The organism is Marinospirillum sp., assembly GCF_014859565.1.
On record NZ_JACUUA010000267.1, the window covers coordinates 1 to 4,030 of the forward strand.

Genomic DNA, 4,030 nt, shown 5'->3' on the forward strand with positions numbered 1-4,030 from the left:
AGTTGGAAGCCTCGCCCGTGGCGCTTTAGCGCTTAGGGCGGGGAGCAGTCACTCTTCTTTTCAAGCATTGATTTTTTTATTATTGCCAGAAAACAAGGAGGAACACCGGTTGAGCCTGCCTATTCAGCCTTTAATCATTCATTTTACCCTAACCCGCCGCTGGCAGCGCCCATTTTACACAGGATCGTTATTGCGCGGGCTTTTCGGTCATGGGTTAAAAGCCGTCAGTTGCATGACCAATGCCCCCACCTGCCAAGCTTGTCCGCTCACCACGCATTGCAGTTATTACCGTGTTTTTGAACCAGAAGGTCAGGTATTTGAACAGCAGGGCAAGCGTCCACCACCGCCCTATGTGATTAACCCGCCGCCTCCAGGGCCGCCGCAATGGATGCAAGCCGGTGAGCGCCTCAGTTTTGGCATGAACCTCTTTGGGCAGGATGCTTTGGCACTGCTGCCCACACTGATTTCTGCCTGGAAGCTGGCCGCGCAACAGCCTGTAGAAGGCCAGCGTGTATTTGCTTTTGACTCTCTGCAATGGCTGGACTGGAATAGGCAGCCCTTAGGTACGGCTCGCTCACCGAGCGATCTACCTGCTCTACAAGCGCCGCTCGCCGAAACGACTGAGATGATGGCATGCTGTGCTTCCAGTCAGCCGCTGCACCTGCAACTGATCACCCCCTTGCGGCTGCGTGTACAGCAACGCGAACTACGTGCAGAACAACTCGATGCCGAACAATTACTCAAAGCCTTGTTACGGCGGGTGCATCTACTGGAACAAGCCTACGGACAGCCCGAACCCTTGCCAGAACAATGGCAGTCTAATCTGGCACAACTCAGCCTGCAAAGCCAGCTCCGTTGGGTCGACTGGAAGCGTTGGTCAAACCGGCAGCAACAAGCATTAAAAATGGGGGGCTTGCTGGGCGATATCAAGCTAACAGGTGACTGGGCTACCTATGTACCGGCGTTAGCGCTACTACCCTGGGTCAACCTAGGAAAAAACTGCACTCTGGGTCTGGGGCGTTTAATGCTTGTAAAAAAAACTAATCACGTTTAACTTCAAATCGCTTCAAGGACAACAAGGAGAAGCTTATGCAACTGGAACACTGGATAGAGGCTTTAGAGCAGCACACACCAGCCTGCTTGGAAGCCAAGTTTGAAATCGTTACCCCGATGTTTATCGGCGATGGCGACCAGCGCGCGCGTAGTATTCGTTCGGCTTCGGTCAAAGGCGCTTTGCGCTTTTGGTGGCGGGCTTTGAACTGGGGGCGTTGCTTGAGCCAAGCGCAGGGGGATACCACTCGGGCGCTGAATCAACTCCACCAAGAAGAAGCAAGGCTCTTTGGTGCGGCGGTAAGCACCCAAGCAGAGAACCCGGGTGGCCAGGGCTTGTTTACTTTGAAAGTGAGTCAGCCGGAAACCTTAAAGGTGATCAACGACTGGCCAAAAGATGGCAATGCCGCCTGTGGCTTTATTGGCTTCGGCTTGTGGAAGACCAATAAAACATCACAACGAGAAGCTCTGGCCGAGGGCACACGGTTCTTGGTCAGTTGCCAGCTTAAAGCGCAGATCAGCGCCGAACAAACCAGGCAACTAACGGACGCTTTAGCTGTTTTCGGCCTCTTGGGTAGTTTGGGCAGTCGTGCCAGACGTGGGTTTGGCAGCCTGGCGATCAAGGAGCTTAATGGCGAATCCTATGCGTTCAAAAGCCAGGCCGAGTACATTCAAGCGCTGCAAAAACACCTTCAGGCGGTTGAGCGCCCCGCAGCCAATGTGGCTTTTACTTCACCTATAACTGCTTGGAGCGAGGCCTCTTCTGTCCACTTTTATGCAAAAAAGAACAATCCCAGGCTGGCATTAGCCCAACTGAGTGAAATTTATAAGGAAGCCCGCACCGGCTTGAATCGCCAACAAAAGTCGCGCATGGGCCTGCCTTTGGCTGATTTTGACACACAAAGCCGCCGCACTAGCCCCTTTATCATGCACATTCACCCTCTAGGCACTGATTATTTTGCACTGATGAGCTTTTTGCCGGCTGCTTTTCATCCCAACTACCCACTCAGCCAAACAGAGGCAGAGCAACCGCTACACAGATTAAAACAAGCAGCGCAGGAGAAGTGGCTATGACGGAAGCCGTTGCAACAACAGACAAGCAACACTACTTTCACCTGACCCTCGGCCCGGTGCAGGGCTTTGTTGCCCAAGCGCGGCGGACCCGCGATTTTTGGGCGGGTTCTTTTTTACTGTCTTGGCTCTCCAGTGTCGCCATGGCTTCGGTTGAGCAACAAGGTGGAGAAATTAATTTCCCCTTGCCTGATGAAGCATTTCTGGCGGCACTGAAAGGACAGGCAGATCATCAGCAACTACCCCAGCAAGGCAGCGTACCTAATCGCTTTAAAACACTGGAAGTCCTGGTGGATGCCAGTTTCAAACCAGAGCTGGTGGTTCAGGATATGCAAACAGCTTGGACACTCTTGTGTGAGCAGGTTTGGAAAACGGATTTGCTGCCCTATCTTACGGATTTACAAGACTCGGCTTTCTCATTACAGCAAACCCGCACGATTTGGACACGCCAGATTAACCACTACTGGGAAATCAACTGGTGTTTAAGTGATGACCCCGCCGCGAGTAATCTTTTGGATCGGCGTAAAAACTGGCGCTCGCATAGCCTGCACGCCGAGCCGGGCATCAAGTGCATGATGATGGAGGGGTTTCAGGAACTCTCTGGGTTGATCTATCCCGATCAGAAAAAACTGGAAAGTTTCTGGAAAGGCTTGCGTCAGCGTCAACAGGTAAAGGCTGGAAAAACAGACCTACGCGAGACTGAATGCCTTAGCGCCTTGGGGTTTGTCAAGCGCCGCTTTGTGCGGCATTTTGTCGACTTTAAGGCTGAACTCAAGTCCGGGTTGAAGATTCAAGGCTGGCCTTTACCTCCTCAGGTGCCTTCAGTGAACCACCTGGCCGCTGCGCCCTGGTACACCGCCGTGTTGCAAAAAGCCGCTGTCGATCCAAGCACCGCCATCGCCTTGCAGGACTTTCTCGCCGCAGCCGAACCCCTGGTGGAGTTGAGCGAAACCGATAGCCGCTTGCGTTGCGTGCATCAAGCGATTCAAGCCTGTCCTTCAGTCGCCACCAAATTTGCCGGAATTGATGGTGTGGTTTTTCATGCCAGCCAACTGGAACAGGGCAAGGCTTTTGATGACCCCGAGCAAGCCAAGCGCACTCTCAGCGCCCTGAATCATCTGCGAAAGATAGCCGAGCTACCCGAACCCAGCAGCTTTTATGCCGTGCTGATAATGGACGGCGACAGCCTCGGCAGCCAGATGAGCGATAAAAACAAGCAGGAAGGCATTTCCAGAGGCTTAAATGCCTTTACCAAGGGTGTGCCCGAGCGAGTCAAACAGCATGATGGCTTTTTGGTCTACGCCGGTGGCGATGATGTGCTGGCACTGGTCAGCCTGCCCCAGGCGGTGGAGCTGGCTTTGGTGCTGCGTAATTTTTATGCCCAATGCTTTGACGAGCAAAATAAGGGTCGAGCCGCTGACCAGAAAATTAATACTAGCCTTTCCGGTGGCATCCAGTTTTGCCACATCAAAACGCCCCTGACCTTTGTGCTCAAGGATGCCCACAGCCTGTTGGATGACGTCGCCAAAGACCAAACTGGGCGTGATGCGCTGGCGATTCGTGTATGGAAACCCGGTGGCCTGCACTTGGAATGGGCGCAACCTTGGGATTATCTTGTAGAGCAGAAAAGGCAGCAGAGCAACCTACTGAGTGATGCGGTCACTGTTTTTCAGGAACGCGAGGCGGATTCGCCCTTTACCAACAAGTTTATTTTTAAAATTATCGAAGTGCTACGCCGCTTGCCGGATTCTTTTCTCAACAACCTTAACCCCTTGGACGACCTCAACCCCTCGCAAAAAACCGAGCAGCGCACACTACTGGAAAGCCTGTTACAGGCGGAATTGGCCCATTCCGGTTTAAACCTCGGCCAAGGCAAGGAGCGCGGTCAGGTATTACAAGAATTGGTGCC

3 protein-coding genes are annotated in these 4,030 nt (G+C 53.1%); all 3 read left to right on the top strand.

From position 1 onward, the window contains the following. Positions 1 to 1,054 (top strand): CRISPR system precrRNA processing endoribonuclease RAMP protein Cas6 (gene cas6 / locus IBX50_RS17995; RefSeq protein WP_292257737.1); only part of this gene is annotated, 1,054 nt, incomplete at its 5' end. Positions 1,055 to 1,089: 35 nt separating this feature from the next. Next, on the top strand, positions 1,090 to 2,124 hold the full coding sequence (gene cmr1 / locus IBX50_RS18000) for a type III-B CRISPR module RAMP protein Cmr1 (protein WP_292257740.1): 1,035 nt from the start codon (positions 1,090 to 1,092) through the stop codon (positions 2,122 to 2,124). Then, positions 2,121 to 4,030 (top strand): type III-B CRISPR-associated protein Cas10/Cmr2 (gene cas10 / locus IBX50_RS18005; RefSeq protein WP_292257741.1); only part of this gene is annotated, 1,910 nt, incomplete at its 3' end. The genes cmr1 and cas10, both read left to right, overlap by 4 nt.

Coding starts and splice junctions, on each gene's coding strand:
- cmr1 (WP_292257740.1), top strand. CDS start 1,090: ATGCAACTGGAACACTGGATAGAGGCTTTAGAGCAGCACACACCAGCC.